Raw genomic sequence first — 13,990 nt, 5'->3', positions numbered from 1 at the left:
CAGCGCAGCATCCGTAGGCTGCGTGGATGGCTAAGGAACTCTCCCCCCAGGAAGCAATCGAGCGCGCTCAGCGCGCACTTGACGATCGACTGACGTCGGTTCGCGAGCTGGCCGAATCTCGGCAGAACCTCGCGGACGTGCGCGACGCGTCCGCGGCGCGGATCGCTGAGGTTGAGCGCGAGGAACGCGAGAAGGTCGCCGCCGCCGAACGCGACGACGCCCGCGCCTACAGCGCCACGATCGACGCCGGTTGGACGCCCGCCGAGCTGCGCAAGATCGGCTTTGCGGAGGCGGCGCAGAAGCGCGCACCGCGCAAGCGCCAGGCACGCAAGTCGACGTCAAGTGAGGCCGCGGCGACGCCGCCGGCCGACGCCGCCGCGAACGGCGGCGAGGGTCAGTCGTACGGCGGCTGACGTACCCCTGACCACCTGTGGACGGCCCGAGCTACCTACGGGCTCCACCCGCCCACAGGTGGACAGCGGGACCCTAGTTGCCCGACCGCTCCGCGGCCTCGCTGGGAGGACTCCCCCTCCCCTGATGCCCGGGATTGTGTCACAGCCCAACACCCCGTCAAGGGCGCCATGTATCAGGGAGACGGGGAAAGAGTGGTGATGAGCAACCTTTCACCACTGTCGCGGCGGAATCTATGACGGATCACTGTCATGCATGATGCTCACAGCGAGCTCGTCCGCTGCGGCTCGCGCCTTCGCTCGATCGCGTGAAGCTCTCCACGCTCGCCACCACTTCGGAAATAGGGGAACGGGCGCGTCCTTGAACTGGTACAGCTGGATCCTCCACGCTTCTCCACGCCAGTGCATGTCCGGATCCAGGAAGGCTGTTCGCGCAGCATCCAACAAGACCCTCTGATGTACGTAGCCCTTCACGGCTAGTTGCACGGACGGCTGGTCGAGAAAGCCACTAGGAAGCACCGGCGGTGCCTCATTCGCGGTAGACGGGTAGGTGAAGAGCGGGCCACCGGCCATGCGACTCACCTCCCCGCGCGCCGTGACGAACCGCCGGTTGTCCGACTCAAGTTCCGTCGTCGGAACTTTGTCCAGACGGTCGGCTGCACGTTCCAATTCATCGGCCTGTTGGAGCACGGCGAGCAGCATCCAGTACCCCGGCACGACGTACTCGGGCGGCCCAGGCGGAACCATCTCGACCTGCTCGGTAACCTGCCGAATACGAGTGTCAGCAAGCTTCAAAGAGGATGAGTCGTAGATGAGCGGATCGTCCATCCGAGGCTGCATTGCTTCGACGACCCGCTGTTGAGCTTTGGTGACTTCACGAGCTGCGCGGCGGTCACTCAGACCCCTCTCATAAAGCACCACCACGACGCCGACGACGACGCCAGTGAAGATCGCCACTAGCGAATCTGGGAGGAAGGATGACCAATCGGGTGGCCACACGGCTGTGGAAGGAGCCGATGCGATCACGACTGCCTGATTTGCTCTGCGTACCGCGCGAGATCCGCGTATGCGCGTGAAGCGGTCGATTTGTCGACGCCGAGCACCTTCCCGATATACGCGAAACTCGCCCCGTCTTCCTCGCGCATCCGGCGCAGCTCAGAGAGCTGGTCAGCGCTCAGCTTCGACGGTCGCCCGATCGCCTTGCCCTGCGCGCGGGCGTGATCCATGCCGCGCTGCGTGTTCTCCCGGATCGTGTCAACGCGCAGCTCTGCAAACACGGCGACGATCCCGAACAGGGCACGGCCCATCGGAGTGGTCGTGTCGATCTGCGGTTCGGTCAGAGAGCGAATATCGATGCCGCGTTCGCGCAGCTCGTTCAGTGTGTCGAGGATGATCCGTTCGCTGCCACCGAGACGGTCGAGGCGGCGCACCAAAAGAGTGTCGCCCTCGCGGAGGTAGTCGAGGCACGCGGCCCACTGTGGGCGCGCAGCGATGCGGCTGAACTCGCCGTGGTCGACTAACACACGGGTAGCGCCGGCCGCGCGCAGTTCGGCCTCCTGCGCCTCGGGGTTCTGCTCCCGACGTGAGACACGGGCGTACCCGATCACCTTCGTCATTTCTCGAGCCCTCCTGTCGGGAATCGGTCGGACATGTACCCGGAGCCGCTGCGGCGCGCCTGGGGCGGCTGCTGGCCGCTCTGGCCGGTGCCCCTGGTCTCCTCCTTCGGAGAACGCTGGTAGCTGCCGCTGATGACGGCTCGGACGTCAGCGAGCGGATCAGGCGCCGCTGAGGATGAGTCTCTCGTATGGTCGATGAGGGGCGCGCCGGTCTTGGCGCGAATCTTCTCGACTTCCCTCACCGGCTCGGCTCGCCGGCCCTCGCGAAGCGCTGATCGGTGCTCGTCCAAGCTCGTGAAATGGCGTTCGTAGCGCAGCACGTTCGGACACGTCTCAGCCAACCGTGCCGCGATGTCCTGCGACTTCGAGCGGCCATGCCCAGTGTCGAACAGCGGTCGAGCGTACGTGCTCGGCACCCATCGTCCACCGAGCGCGCCGGCCTTACCGGCCTCGGCCTCCGCCATGGCTTGCTGCCAACGCATTTTGATGCGGTCCTCCGACACGAGGTAGGGCACCTCGACGTCGATCACCGTCACCTCATACCCGGCGCGGGTCAATTGTTCGGCCAAGCCGTCCGCGGACGTCTCGTCACCGAGCACCGTGTCAACGACTACGTTCGTCTTCTCCGCGATCAGGTCTTCCCGAAGTGCCGCTGCGAGCCGGCTCGATTCGGTGTGCACAAGCGACGCGAGCTCCAACGGGTAGAACGTCTCCCCCGTCCCTTCCATCTCGCGAACCTCAAGCGGCTTGATGGCTGACTCGTAGCTGCCGTCCGCGATTGCCTCACGCAGCAGGAGCTTCTTGCACTCGTCCGCGTCGACGTTCACGAACTGGGATATCTCCTCCCCCAGCACTTTCTCCGCCACGCTTCCCTTGCCGGCCCCCGGAGGGCCGGCAAGCACGAGCGCGCGGGCATCCTGGCGAGCCTCGCGGAACTGAGCGCGAACCTCGGCGTAGAGCTGGTCGTGCAGCGCGCGACGCTCAGGCCGCGGTGAGCCGTTCGACCGGAACCACTCACGGTTGTTGATCGTCGCGGTGGGCGCGTCCTTTTCGAGGACGCCGCCCGCCATGGACAGCCCCGCACCAGATCGATGTGACGCTGGCGTCCCTCAGGGCTCACGCGACAGCGGTCTGCGCCTCGATGCGGTCGGCAACCTCATCGAACACGTCATCGTCGATCAACCCCTGGCGTAGGGCACGCTCCACGTCACCGAATGAGCCTGCCGGATCGACGATCAGGTCGTCCAGCTCGGTCGCAAGGGTTCCACGGGGGGCATAGTTCCACCGCGTCAGCTCATCGACGAGTTGCGTCCGGTCGATCACGTCGGCGGCATAACGCTCGCAAATTTCGAAGGGGTCCGCACCGGAAAACCCGTCCCGCGGCATCGGGACCGACTTCGCCCGCTCGATTACCCGGTGGATGGTCGGCTGCTTCACCCCGAGAAGCTGGGCGATACGCGTCTGGGACAAGCCCTGCCGGTCCAAGACGATGACACCCCGCCGGTAGTCCAGCTCACCAATCTCACGACGGTGACGGGCCTTCAACGTCGCCCGCACGGCCTCCCCTGCGGAAGTTTCGATGGTTGTCATGTCTTCCCCCCTCTCACTCCCAGCATACCCAATTTATAGCCGGAGCTATAGAGATGCCTCAGCTCGCGCCCATAACGCCAGCGGCACGTCGAGCCACCTCAGCCGCGCGGTGCGCTGCGGCGTCCGAACGGCGGTCGTACTCGTCCGCGTCGATCGCGCCACGCGCGTAGTCGGTGATGTTTTCGACGTCTTCACGAGTGGAATTGAAGCCCTCATGCCAGCCGGCGGCGAGCGACTGCACCACGGCGCGACGCTGCTTGTCGTCGAGTTGCACGAACAACTCCGGGTACCGCTGCTCGATCCTCATCTGCGACTCGGCCACTGCGGCTCCCCTCGGTCCTCACCGATTCTGCCGAACGATGCATAAGGGCTCTACCGGCTTTCGCGCCAAACTCAGTTTTGCAACGGGTTTTTGCACGTCGGCAATCCGCAAGATTCCGGCACCTCGTCGACGGGCCTGCGCGTGGTGCGAAACCGATCGGATTCACGCCGATGACGAAACCTACAATTCGACGCCGCAACTCCGCTCAAGATCACGAGGACCGCTCTCGACAGTCGAAGGTGATGTAGTGAGAGGCAGTACCGTTCGGACAATGAATCGCTAGCATGTCCACATACTTAGCGAGGGAGTTGTGATCAGGTGACCGAGTACGCAGTGACATGTGCAACAAAGAACGCGCAGGGCGACGTAGTCTCCATCGGTGGATCATGGGGTAGCTACGAGAAGGCCACCGCCATCTACTACATACAGATCGGCCTCCACTCCTTCTATGTGCCTCTTACGAATGGGTCCGTGGCGCAAATCGAAGTGGTCAACGGGCCCACGGGACCGTACCTGCGAACCAATTGGGACGGGACCACCAAGAACAACCTGGACGATTTGAAGATGTGTTGACCCACCCCGCTCCCTCGTCAAGCTCCTGCCCCGGCGCCTCAGCGGCACGCTCACCCAGCGTGTATGTTTCCGATGTGACGGTGCCGGATTCTTTACCCCAAGCGCTCATCTTCATTGCCATGCTCGTTCCGGGTTTCAGTTTTGTCACCGTTCGAACCTGGTTTGTGGGGTGGCGAACGCCCGATCACGGAGCGGGATCGCGGTTACTGGAAGCGCTCTACGTAAGCGCAATCTTCATCGTCGTCTACGTCGGCATCTTCGTCATTGGCGTGTCGATAGCCGGCATCTGGACAGGAGACGGCTCTCTCGACGCCGCGAGACGATGGGTCGAAACAAGTTGGGCTACCACTCCTGGCGTCGTGACGGCAGTGCTGAGTATGGTCCTCCTCGTCGGTCTTCCGGGTCTCCTCGGAGCCCTGTTGAACTGGCGGACCAAGGTGACAACAGTCGACTCTGACGGCGTTGCGAAGACAGAGACCAAGCCGGTCAATCGGAACCAACCGACGCCTCGGGCCTGGGATCACTCTGCATATGGCGCCGACTACCCCCGATTTGTGCGAGTGAAAACGAACACGGGCGTCTACGTAGGTGGTTGGTTCGACGCGAGCGGGTACATCAGCACATACCCGTTCGATCGAGACATCTTCATCGCCCATCAGTGGCACATGGATCCGAAGGGGAAGTTTGTTAGGCCAATGAAAGACTCCCTAGGAGTGTGGGTACCCATCACCGACGATTGCATCGTCGAGTGGATAGCCTTCGAGCCTGCCAACACGTAAGGAGCAGTCTGATGACAGACGACAAAAACTACAACGATTCCCTGTCTCACGGGTCGTCGCCTAAGCCTTTTCAAGAAGGCGCGAAACCGACCAACGGGAGCTCGCCGCGTCCTGCCATCAAACCGCCGTCGAGCGGTCCGTCCGATGGTGCGGGCGACTCGGGCGCGTCGTCGGATTAGATGAAGATGACTCGCAAGAACGACGGTCCGACGCTACCCAAGCCTCGCGGCGAAACAGGCATGTTCGGCCTGCGGCCCCTTATGGATCCCTCAACGAGTGTGAAGCCCCCTACGCAGGGGCCACAGGACGGGGCTGGCGACTCAGGAGCAGCCGAAGACAGAGGCTGATTGATGGACGGCACCAAACCGCCACCTGGACGCCTTCAGCTTTGTGCCCTGGGGACGCAAAACTGATCGGTTCCGCCCCGTGGTCGGAATGTGTACATCGCTGCACGAGAGAAGGAAGAGCTACCAAGAACGGCCCCTTCGGGTCTAGCGTCTAGGCGTGCCAGCAGCCCCGGAAATGCACCTTGGAAGCCCAGACGGAGGCACCGCCGTCGGGTGGATCTTGATCCGGGTGCCGATTGCGCAAGCACCCCGCGTCATCGCAGAGGCCGTGCGCAGACACGGGAGATACACCCTCGTAGAGCAACGTGAAGACGGGGCGGTTCTGGCACCACGGCTGACTCTCCCGTGGCGCATGGGCCCAGCAAGCATCTCGCTCACCGCAACCAGCACAGAGAGCACCCGCGTCGACGTACGTGCGCAGGGCACCTACTCGATAGGGCTCATGACCGGGCTCGAACACCGGACCAAACAGGTGAAACTTCTGCTGCAAGCCATCACAGAATGCGCGCACCTGGCGGACTCGCCGGAGGACCCAGGTGCGGGCAGCGCGTCCGACGGTGCATAACCCATCTATTTCGCACCATCCTGGGGCGCGTCCAGCACAGTCCCAGCGGGTTGAGTGTACGAGGGTCCCGTCAGTCGGTAAAGCCGATGCCGCCCGCGAACCTCGCGGGTGAAGGAACCGCCTAGGTGTCCGCGTACTTTGTGCCGCGCGCCCCATCCAAACGCTTACCACTACCCTCAGCCTTATGCGGACGATGCGGAGCTTTCAAACGGCCGAAGTAGCCGACCCGGTGATGGCGAAATTTGCGATGGTGGCCCCGGTTCTGGAGGCCATTTTGTACTCGCTGAAACAAGCGAGGGTGCATCGCTTAGGTGGGTACGACGCGATTACCTTGGTGGACCTAGCCCGCGAGTTCCGCGAGGGCTCCGGCGACGCAGGGATCTGCTTTGAGTGGACCGTCCACGAAGCTATCGCCGTGCGGCATCCTTCGATCTGGCCGCTAGCGAGCGAAGTGCTCGAGGCGCACTGCGGGATCAGCGGCGGGGCAGATTCGATCTTGTTCGGTCCGGAGAAGGACGGACGAATTCCCATCCTGGAGTCCGTCACCGACGCCCTCACGCCTGACTCTCGGTTGTACCTCGGCCAGCGGGGGCAGCCTCCGAAGCTGCAGCGTCATATCCCCGACATCATTGAAGCGTTTCGCGCTAAGGGGCGGGGCGAGAAGTTGCCGCGTTCCTTCGCAGGGATCTGGAAGGCCGACTTGTTCCTCGGAAACCCAGCCAGTGACAGATGGGTAGGTACCACAGTGAAGACTCGTTCTAATGGGCTGGAAGGAGCCTCGGGGCTACGCCTTGGTATCTACCCCCAGGAGAATGTGAGAGACGAGCCACGGTTCGACGATCGCTTGCACCTCATCCGACTCCCACTGCCATACGACGGCGGGTTCAGCGAGCTGTACTACAAGAGCTTCTACTTGGTGCGCGCGTTTCTCAGGGCTGACGCCCTGCAACCTTCCCGCATTGACCTGCCCGACGCGGAGGACAGGTTCATTACCGAGGAGCTTCGAGTGCGAGCTGAGTACCCGGTCTTGGCAGTCCTTGGAGCCATCCGCAACATGTCGCAGCAAGACCTGCTGCACACCGACGACGTTATTTCCGTTCAGTCTGAAATTTCGCTCTCGTCCGATGGTCTCGTAGAGAGCGATAGGGACAGCTTCGACGACGCCGTCTCTCTCGCCCCGGCGCCGCACATCGAGTAGGAGCAGCGGTGTGTCCCAAGGGGGTCCATCTGGTCGAGAGCGGCGCGCCCTGTCAACAAACTCCGCGGTGATGGTCTGTCCGGACAAGAATGGCCAAGAGTGGCTACCTTCAGAGCTCTCGGTGGCGTACCCAAAGTGGCTTGTGTCATGTCCTTCGTCCAGTCCATTAGAGCTTTCTAAGATTTTGCTGGACGCCGTTGTGTTTTGTGTGGTTCTATCCGTGTGGATGATGGGGCACCCCGATCGGTGGTCTACCCGGAACGCCGGCTCACTCATCTTGGTATGTCACTGACCAGGAGAGATTGTGCGCCCTTCGAAGGCATTACTTGGTGTGCTCGCAACCGCGATTGTCGTCATTCCGCTCGTCACTGTCACCCCGGCGTACGCCGACAAGCCCGACAATTTGTCGTCGGAGACGACGCCGAGCACGGACCAGGCTGCGCCGGAGATCCCCGGGACATCGCTGGAGGATCGTGAGGCGACGCCTGAGGAAGCTGCTCCGGAGGAGTTGCCGCCGGGGGACCCGGTGCCAACGCCGGAGACGGTGTGGGCACCGACCGAGGAGGCGGATGACACGGCGGTCCCGGAGGACTCCAACGCACCGGATCAGGCGTGGGCGCCGCTGCCGAACACGCGGCTGACTCCCGGTGGGAGGCAGGGGGCGGCGAACCGTGCCCCGGCCGGCACGGTCGCGGGAGCTCCTGGGCTGGGGGAGTTGCCGTGGTTTGCGTTCCAGGACTTCGAGTTGTCTACGGACACCACCGCGCAGGTGAACCTCGCCAATGGCAATCTGCTGCTGAAGGCGAACGACCTGGTGGTGCGGGTGCCGGGGTATGGGCTGCGGCACGACCGGTTCTACAACGGCCTCTCCACCGTCGCCGGCTCCCTCGGCGGGGGATGGCAGACCAACAACGCCGAGAACGACCTCGGCATCACCGCCACCTCCACCTACGCCGACTTCTTCGGCCCCAATGGGCTCAAGCTGCGCTTCACCAAGTCCGGGTCGAGCTACACCTCCCCAGCGGGCAGCAATATGACGTTGAAGGAGAACACTTCTTCCACGACGTCGCGGTTCGTGCTGACGCAGAACCAGAGCGGTGACGAGCTCCGCTTCAACACCTCCGGGTTCCTCACCCGTACGTTCGATCGCAACGGGGTGGGGGAGACCTACACCTACGCTTCCGGCAAGGTCACGCAGGTCGCGCATGCAAACGGCCGCGCGATCTTCTTGGATCGGGCGTCGTCGACGTCGACCACGATCAGCAAGGTGCGCGACTCCGCCGGGCGTGAGGTGGGGTACACCTACGACTCCAACAACCGGCTCAAGACGGTCACCTCCACGGACGGGAAGGTGACGACGTACACGTACGACTCCACCGGCCGAATCTCCACCATGGTGATTCCCGTTGCGGGGGCGGCGGGTGCGACCACGACGGTGACGTTCACGTACGACTCGTCTCACCGGGTGACCAAGGTGTCCCAGCAGCCGGGTATCGACACCACCTTCGCCTACACATCGGGTCAGACCGTCGTCACCGACGCGAAGGGCAACGCCTCCACCTACGCAATCGACCCGTCCGGGAAGGTGTCGTCCGCCACCGACGCGCTTGGACGTATCCGTTCGCAGAAGTGGACGGCAAACAATGACATCAGCACGGCCACTGACGCCCTAGGGACTGGTGTCACGACGTACACCTACGACGGGTCCAACAACCGCACCGCCGCGCAGCTCCCCACAGGGGCCGCCGCGTCCGCGCAGTACGCCATCGGCACGAACTGCTCCGCCCCCAACACCGGTACGGCGTTCCAGCCGAAGTGCTCCACCGACGATGCGGGGAACAAGAAGCAGTACGAATACGACAGTGCCGGTAACCCCACCAAGCAGACCGACACCTCCGGCAGCACCCCCGTCGTCGAGTTTGAGAAGACGTACGGCACCTGTGGTGGGTACGGCGGGCAGGTGTGCACGACCAAGGATGGTAACGGCAACGTGACCAGCTACACCTACAACGCTAAGGGCGACCTCGCGAAGGTCACCCCGCCGGCCCCGATGGGGGAGACGTCTTACACCTACGACGCTCTGGGCCGGCTGACGTATGTCACCGACGGCACCGGCTACACCACGGCGTACCAGTACGACGTGCGCGACCGGATCGTGCTCACTACGTACGACAACGGCGCGAACGTTTCGACGGTCTACTACGACAACGGGCTTGAGAAATCCCGCACTGATTCTGCCGGCGGCGTGAAAACCTCTGAGTACGACCAGCAGGGCCGCCTGACCCGGGAGACCGGCCCTCGGTCGGGCGTAGAGATGAACTATAAGTACGACAAGGTCGGCAACCTGACCTCGTACAGCGGCGCAAATCCGCCCGGTCCCTACGTCAACATCTACGCAGAAGACAGCTACCGCCTGTTCTATGACGCAGCGAACCAGCTGACTCTGGTGCAGCAGGGCGGCGGCAATATCTGCCCCGAGCCCATGCGGGACAACTCCGGGTGCATTCGCTTCGAGTACGACGACAACGGCGCCGAAACCAAGCGCATCCTCCCCGGCAACGCCACCATCGAGACCGTCCGCGACGTCGGTGGGCGCCCCAGCCGCATCACCGCAAAGACCTGGGCCGGCACCACTGTCGTCGACATCGGCTACAGCTACGCCGCCCCCAGCACCGGTGATGACCGCGGCAACGTGCAAACCCGCACCTCCTACGCGGAGCAGGGCATCACCGCCGGAGCAGTCACCACGTACACGTACGACTCTCGCAACCGGCTGAAGAAGGTGGAGGAGAAGAACGGGTCGGCGGCGTCGGCGTCGTGGGCGTACACGTTCGACGCGAACGGTAACCGCACCAAGATCACCCGCACGGGCTCCACCGGCATCACCGGGAACAAGACGTTCACCTACAACGCCGCCAACCAGCTCACCGCGGCAACGGGGGACTCTTCGACCTGGACGTACGACGCCGCGGGCAATCAAACCCGTGACGGATCCGGCTTCACCTCCAGCTACGGCGTCCGTAGCCAAGTCCGGTTCCTGGGCACCGCCCAGCAGACCAACTTCGCCACCGGCAACACCGAACGCTACGGCGTCAGCACCGGTCTCTCCTTCGATAACGGCGCGCTCGGGCTCATGCGCCGCACTGATGGCTCCACCACCGAACACACCTACACGCGAACCGCCGAAGGGGCTGCCCTGGGTTACAAAGACATCGATGACTCGCGCTTCTACTACGTCACCGATCACCTCGGCTCCGTTGTAGGCGTCTTCGACGGCGAGGGGGTGTATCGCGGCGGGTACAGCTACAGCCCGGACGGTGAAGCCCGCTTCACCGGCGGTAACACCGCCGTCACCAACAACCAGCTTCGCTATATCGGCGAGCTCAGCGTCGGCGGCGGGTTCTACAAGTTCGGCGCCCGCTACTACGACGCTAGCCAAGCCAGATTTACCCAGATGGACCCCAGCGGACAAGAGGATAATCCTTACGCCTATGCGGCTTGTAACCCAATCAATGGAATTGATCCGTCCGGTCTTGCGACCTTGTCCCAAGCTCTATGCGTGGGGGGTGTCATCAGTCTTCTCACGGAGGCTTACGGAATCGCTAAGACCATCACGGCAACAACCGCGGCTATTCTTGCCGCTCCGGCAGGGGGGCCTGTTGGTTTCTGGTACGGCCTTGCGGGAGGCTTCTTGACCGCTGCGCAGATCGGCCTGCTGGCTCTTACGGCTTACGGTACTTACTTGGGCTGTCGGGAGGCTTTCTTTGGTGAATGATGGAAAACGTTCAAACAGGTTTGCTTATGTCCCCTCAGTTGTAATTTTTCTCGTTGGAATTGCAAACACTGTTTTCGGCATAGTTTTATCCACCCATGGGGAGGGGAGCTGGCTCCCATATGTGTTCGGCGTCACGCTGATATCAATCGCTCTATATCTTTTCTCGACACAGCGTTTCTTGCGTCGAAACAATCGAAGCAATGGTGAGTGACACTGGGCCTAAGCTTCGTGAGGCATCAGCGTCGAATCAGACGAGGCGGGCGCGGCTAGTCATGTGATGGGCGCCCCGTCACTATCACAACAGCGTTGGCCCGCCCCTCCTCGGGGTGGGCCAAAGCTGTTGTGATGCTCGACCACTTGCGGGAGCCGGTGCTGTTAATGGCTACGTCATCGGCTGCAAGCCCAGGGCGCGCGTTTGACGGTGGTCGGTGGGAATTGTGCAGCGGGAGACTTGAGTCTCCCTGTGCCGGCCTTGCGCCTGCTGTTGCAGGCTAGAGGATGCGTCCCGGTAGGGGATCGGCTTGTGAGACTCCTGCGCTGTGACCGCCCCTCTGCATTGTGAGCAGCTTTGCTTTCTGTCGTCGTTTTCGCTGCGGTCCGTGTCGGGTCAGGTGGTGCCGATGACGAGGGTGCTGCGGGCGGCTTCGACGACGTCGTTGGTGATGACGTCGAGTTCGTTGATCTTCAGGACGCGTTGGATCTGTGGGAGGAGGCGTTCGAGGAGGCGGAAGTTGCCGCGGGTGATGCGTTCGACGGCGGCGATGGCTTGCGCGTCGGTGAAGTCGTCGGGATCGAGTGTCTTGCCTAGCTTTCGCCATTGACGTTCGAGGACGAACAGCAGCTCGTCGTGGCCGAGCGGACGGTACTGGTGGGCGAACCCGAGGCGACTGTAGAGCTGCGGGTAGTGGGTGAACTGCTTCTCGATGCCGGGCATGCCGATGAGGATCATCGCGATGCCGGTGCGATCGTACTGGTCACGCAGCCACTCGATCGCGTTGCCGGTGAGGCGTTCAGACTCGTCAATGATGATCAGCTCGAGCAGTGACGGGTTGGGGCCGTGCGCGTGGTCGATGTGGCCGCCGTGGAGGACGAGGTGCTCCTCTATGCAGCGTTCGGTCCGGATCATGTCGTGCAGGAGGTCCTCTTGCAGGGCGCGCATCGTCGCGGAGACCTCCGGCGTGTAGAAAACGGTCCGGGCGCGATGGGCTGCGGCGTAGATCTTGGCGTCGTCTTCACTCCGTGCGGCCCACCTGGCGATGAACGGGCCGATGCTGTCCCAGTGCGCGTAGCGGCGGGCTGAGAGGGTCTTGCCGACGCCGGCTGGCCCAAAGCAGACGCCGATGGTGTTCTGCTTCCGGACTGCGTCGGCGAACTCCGCGAACCGGCGGTGCTCCTTGGTGATGATGAACTGGCTCGTCATAACCGGTCCTCCTGGTAGGTCTTCAGTCGCGGCCGATCCGGCTCGACGGCTGCCGGTGTGGTGGCGTCGTCGAGTTTGGGATTGACGATCGCTATACGTTCGCGGATTTGCCCGCGTAAAGCCCGGCGCTGAGCGTTCCTGGCGGCTTGAATCTGCTTGAGGCTGATCGTCTCGGTCTGGTGCTCGGTGCTGATCACGGTGCAGAGGAACGCGTCGCGGTCGAAGACGCGGATCTCGGTGACGTCGCGTGGGTCGTACCGGACGCTCACGGTGCTACCGACGAACGGCGCGAGAGTGGTCGCTGTGTAGCGGAGGCCCTCGAAGTGGATGCCGTCTCGCTGCACGACCCGCGTCGTGGGGACGGTGAGCAGGAACCCGTCGAGCTGTTCAAGGGACTCCGGGAGCCGTGGCAGCCATCCGTCTGCGATCCACGCTTGCAGTGGGCTCTTCCGGAGCTCGCGGTGGGTGCGGGCGTTGTAGCGGCGGATGAACGTGTTGATGGCGCTGTCGATGCCGCCGAGATCCAATGCCGGCGTCGGCGCCGAGGATCCGGGTGTGAGGTGGCCGGGGAGTGTTGGGAGCAGTTCGGTGTTGATCGTGCCGAAGAACCGTTCGATCTTCCCTCGTCCCTGCGGCCGGGCGACCTGCGAGTGGATGATGCGGAGGTGCAGCACGGCGGCGGTGTCGCCGAGGCGGTGGCTGGTGAAGTCGGACCCGTGGTCCGTGTAGAGCACGTCCGGGATTCCGCAGACGGGCCAGTCCGGTTCCGGCTTGTGCCAGATGGCGTGCCGGAGCGCGAGCGCGGTGTTCGCCGCGGATGGGGCGCCGAGGAACACCATGTACCCGCAGATCGCGCGGGAGTAGTCATCCAGAATCACGGTCAACCATGGCCGTGCGGGCTTGCCGTCGGGGCCGCCGATGAGCAGGTCCAACATCGTGTGGTCCGCCTGCCAGATCGCATTGGGACAGTCCGCGCGACGACGGAGCAGCAATTCGTGCTTGTCCCGGTATGACGCCGGCCCCTCGAGCGCGAGCGTCACCACCCCCGGATCGAGCCCGTTCACGATCGATCGGAGGACGGAGTACGACGGCGACGGCAGTCCCCGTTCAGCGCAGTGGACGCCAACCTGACGGTGGATGGTGGCGATCGACGGTCGCGGCCTAGTGAGCGCGAGACCTTCGATCAGGCGGACGAGCTCCGGCGCTGTGCGTCGGACGCCACGGTCGGCGCGGATGCTGTCGGCGAGGGAGACGTACCCGCCGGTCCGGTAGCGGGCGAGCCAGCGTTGCAGGGTGCGCTCGGTGATTCCCGTGGTACGGGCGAGGGTGGCGAGCGGGATGGCGTCCTCGACGTGCAGTCGAAGGATCCGCCACCGCTCGCTCGCATCCATGACC

The 13,990-nt window shown here is 63.5% G+C and carries 12 protein-coding genes; 5 read left to right on the top strand and 7 right to left on the bottom strand.

Annotation, left to right across the window (positions count from 1 at the left end):
* Positions 1-26: 26 nt before the first annotated feature.
* On the top strand, positions 27-413 hold the full coding sequence (locus RWH43_RS17340) for a hypothetical protein (RefSeq protein WP_316002121.1): 387 nt from the start codon (positions 27-29) through the stop codon (positions 411-413).
* A gap of 231 nt (positions 414-644) precedes the next feature.
* Here RWH43_RS17340 and RWH43_RS17335 read toward each other — a convergent pair whose 3' ends face one another.
* The 5 genes from RWH43_RS17335 to RWH43_RS17315 all read right to left on the bottom strand — a co-directional run bounded on the left by RWH43_RS17335 (position 645) and on the right by RWH43_RS17315 (position 3,938).
* Positions 645-1,367 carry a hypothetical protein gene (locus RWH43_RS17335; protein ID WP_316002120.1) on the bottom strand — a complete coding sequence of 241 codons (723 nt, stop codon included), beginning with the start codon at positions 1,365-1,367 and terminating at the stop codon, positions 645-647.
* 65 nt (positions 1,368-1,432) lie between these two features.
* Entirely contained in the window at positions 1,433-2,026 is a 594-nt protein-coding gene (locus RWH43_RS17330; protein ID WP_316002119.1) for a recombinase family protein, read from the bottom strand.
* A complete protein-coding gene (locus tag RWH43_RS17325; protein ID WP_316002118.1) occupies positions 2,023-3,096 on the bottom strand; it encodes a zeta toxin family protein in 1,074 nt (357 codons plus the stop codon). Before RWH43_RS17325 ends, RWH43_RS17330 begins: the two co-directional genes overlap by 4 nt.
* A 46-nt stretch (positions 3,097-3,142) precedes the next feature.
* Complete coding sequence (locus RWH43_RS17320) at positions 3,143-3,616, bottom strand: helix-turn-helix domain-containing protein (RefSeq protein WP_316002117.1); 474 nt, start codon at positions 3,614-3,616, stop codon at positions 3,143-3,145.
* A 58-nt stretch (positions 3,617-3,674) separates the two neighbouring features.
* Positions 3,675-3,938: an antitoxin VbhA family protein gene (locus RWH43_RS17315; RefSeq protein WP_316002116.1), complete on the bottom strand. Its 264-nt coding sequence runs from the start codon at positions 3,936-3,938 to the stop codon at positions 3,675-3,677.
* A gap of 318 nt (positions 3,939-4,256) precedes the next feature.
* Between RWH43_RS17315 and RWH43_RS17685 the strand changes: the two genes are divergently transcribed.
* The 4 genes from RWH43_RS17685 (at position 4,257) to RWH43_RS17300 (ending at position 11,175) form a co-directional block, all read left to right on the top strand.
* Positions 4,257-4,511 carry a DUF3892 domain-containing protein gene (locus RWH43_RS17685; protein ID WP_367575766.1) on the top strand — a complete coding sequence of 85 codons (255 nt, stop codon included), beginning with the start codon at positions 4,257-4,259 and terminating at the stop codon, positions 4,509-4,511.
* 59 nt (positions 4,512-4,570) lie between these two features.
* The gene (locus RWH43_RS17310; RefSeq protein WP_316002115.1) at positions 4,571-5,290 is read left to right on the top strand and encodes a DUF6338 family protein; all 720 of its coding nucleotides are present in this window, start codon (positions 4,571-4,573) and stop codon (positions 5,288-5,290) included.
* A 1,096-nt stretch (positions 5,291-6,386) separates the two neighbouring features.
* Positions 6,387-7,400: a hypothetical protein gene (locus tag RWH43_RS17305; protein WP_316002114.1), complete on the top strand. Its 1,014-nt coding sequence runs from the start codon at positions 6,387-6,389 to the stop codon at positions 7,398-7,400.
* 304 nt (positions 7,401-7,704) lie between these two features.
* Positions 7,705-11,175, top strand: a complete 3,471-nt coding sequence (locus RWH43_RS17300) for an RHS repeat-associated core domain-containing protein (protein WP_316002113.1) — start codon at positions 7,705-7,707, stop codon at positions 11,173-11,175.
* Positions 11,176-11,782: 607 nt separating this feature from the next.
* Here RWH43_RS17300 and RWH43_RS17295 read toward each other — a convergent pair.
* Positions 11,783-12,595, bottom strand: coding sequence for an AAA family ATPase (locus RWH43_RS17295; RefSeq protein ID WP_316002112.1), 813 nt, complete (start codon positions 12,593-12,595; stop codon positions 11,783-11,785).
* Positions 12,592-13,986 carry a TnsB C-terminal domain-containing protein gene (locus RWH43_RS17290; RefSeq protein ID WP_316002111.1) on the bottom strand — a complete coding sequence of 465 codons (1,395 nt, stop codon included), beginning with the start codon at positions 13,984-13,986 and terminating at the stop codon, positions 12,592-12,594. Before RWH43_RS17290 ends, RWH43_RS17295 begins: the two co-directional genes overlap by 4 nt.
* Positions 13,987-13,990 lie beyond the last annotated feature (4 nt).

Source organism: Microbacterium algihabitans (assembly GCF_032464975.1).
Lineage (GTDB): Bacteria > Actinomycetota > Actinomycetes > Actinomycetales > Microbacteriaceae > Microbacterium > Microbacterium algihabitans.
This window is presented reverse-complemented; position numbering and strand designations above follow the sequence as displayed.